This window comes from Flavobacterium geliluteum, from assembly GCF_017948595.1.
Lineage (GTDB): Bacteria > Bacteroidota > Bacteroidia > Flavobacteriales > Flavobacteriaceae > Flavobacterium > Flavobacterium flavipigmentatum.
Map to the genome: position 1 here is coordinate 1 of NZ_JAGFBV010000064.1, position 1767 is coordinate 1767.

At 44.2% G+C, this 1767-nt stretch carries 1 protein-coding gene; it reads left to right on the plus strand.

Annotated features, from left to right (window positions below):
* Window positions 1–1490: hypothetical protein (locus J3495_RS18935; protein ID WP_210668535.1), on the plus strand; the 1490-nt coding region annotated here is incomplete at its 5' end.
* Window positions 1491–1767: the final 277 nt, after the last annotated feature.

Genomic DNA, 1767 nt, shown 5'->3' on the forward strand with positions numbered 1-1767 from the left:
GCTACAAGATCAGCTATACAGGCATCGCAGGAGTGTTTTTCGTTGTAGGCAACCTGCCTATGGATTTGGGAAACCTCAGGGTATCATTACAGATTGTGGCACATACTACACAGAAGAAACACAGGCTAAAAGTTGACCTCTTCGATTTTGGAAGCGTGCAGAGCCAGTGCGGGGAACTCTCCGAAAAACAAGGGTTTGATTTTCAGGAACTCGAAACAGACTTTCTACAGCTGACGGACTTATTGGAACAGCATCGGGAAGCACTCTTTGATGCGGAAATAAACCCCGTTACGGATCGCTACTCTGAAAAAGAACTTACACCGCAGGCACATGAGAAAGCGGTCGAGTTTCTTTCAAAACCAAACCTGCTGGAAAACATAAACAAGCTCTTGGAACAGAACGGAATTGTCGGGGAAGAACAAAACCGAATGGTTCTTTTCGTGCTAGCTTCGAGTTATAAAATGCCCTATCTGATGCATGCCATCGTGCAGGGATCAAGCGGTGAGGGAAAAAGCCATCTGATTAATGGGATTGCGCAGTGCATGCCCCAAGAAGATGTGATGAACATGACCCGCATTACCAGCAAATCCCTCTACCATTACAGGGATAAGGAACTTATCAATAAGCTGATCGTAATTCAGGATTTTGACGGACTCGACGAAGAGGCGCAGTATGCCTTTCGTGAAATGCAATCAGCCAAGTTCCTGACAAGCTCCACAGTGGTCAAGGACATTTTCGGAAACAACAGGGGAAGGATCAAACAGGTACAGGCGCATTTTGCCAGTATGACCACGACGACCAAAGCCGAGGTGTACTATGACAATATGAGCCGTTCGGTAATCTTGGGGGTGGATGAAAGCCAGGCGCAGACCATGCGGATCATAGCGATCCAAAACAAGAAAATCGCAGGAAAAGGCAACAATGAAAACGAGGTTCAGGCAACACAACTGCTTAGAAATGCCATGCGGGTACTGAAATCCTATGAGGTTATCAATCCCTTTGCAGACAAGCTTACCCTTCCACTTGAAGCCAAAATGCTCAGAAGACTAAACAGCCAATTTCAAAATTTTGTTTCGCAGATTACCATCCTGCACCAGTACCAGAGAAAAACAGACAGCAAAGGCAGGCTGATCGCCACCAAGGAAGACGTAAAATCTGCCGTTGATATTTTCTTTACTTCCATCATCATCAAAGTGGATGAACTGGACAAAAGCACAAGACAGTTTTTTGAAAACCTCAAAGGCTATGTAAAGAGCCAGCAGAACGGTACAACGCACCGTTTTACCAATAGGGAAATCCGCCAGAAACTCAACATCAGCAAGACCTCTTCATTCCGGTACATGCAGTTGTTGCAGGAACTAGAATACATTCAGGCAATTGAAGGCTCGGTAAACAGGGGTTTCAAATATGTGATAAGCTACTGGGACAACATGGAAAAACTAAAAAGCAAGATCAGGAAAGAACTGGGCGCACAATTGGAGCAGTTTTAGAATCTTAAAAAATGCAAAAAACAGAGAAAAACACGCAAAAAAAGTAAAAAATGGAACACCCCGGAACGCCAGCGGAACACCGGAGCCCTTGTATTTACTGGGTATACGATACTGGTGTTCCGTGTTCCACGGAGTGCGCAAGCGACGACTCTGGACTTGCAACAAAAAGTGGGACAAATTTTCTAAGACCTATGCTACACTTTTAATTTTATAAAATTCTAGTTCGATTTCTTTAGGTGTTTTATATCCCAAAGAAGAATGCAGACGTTTTCTATTA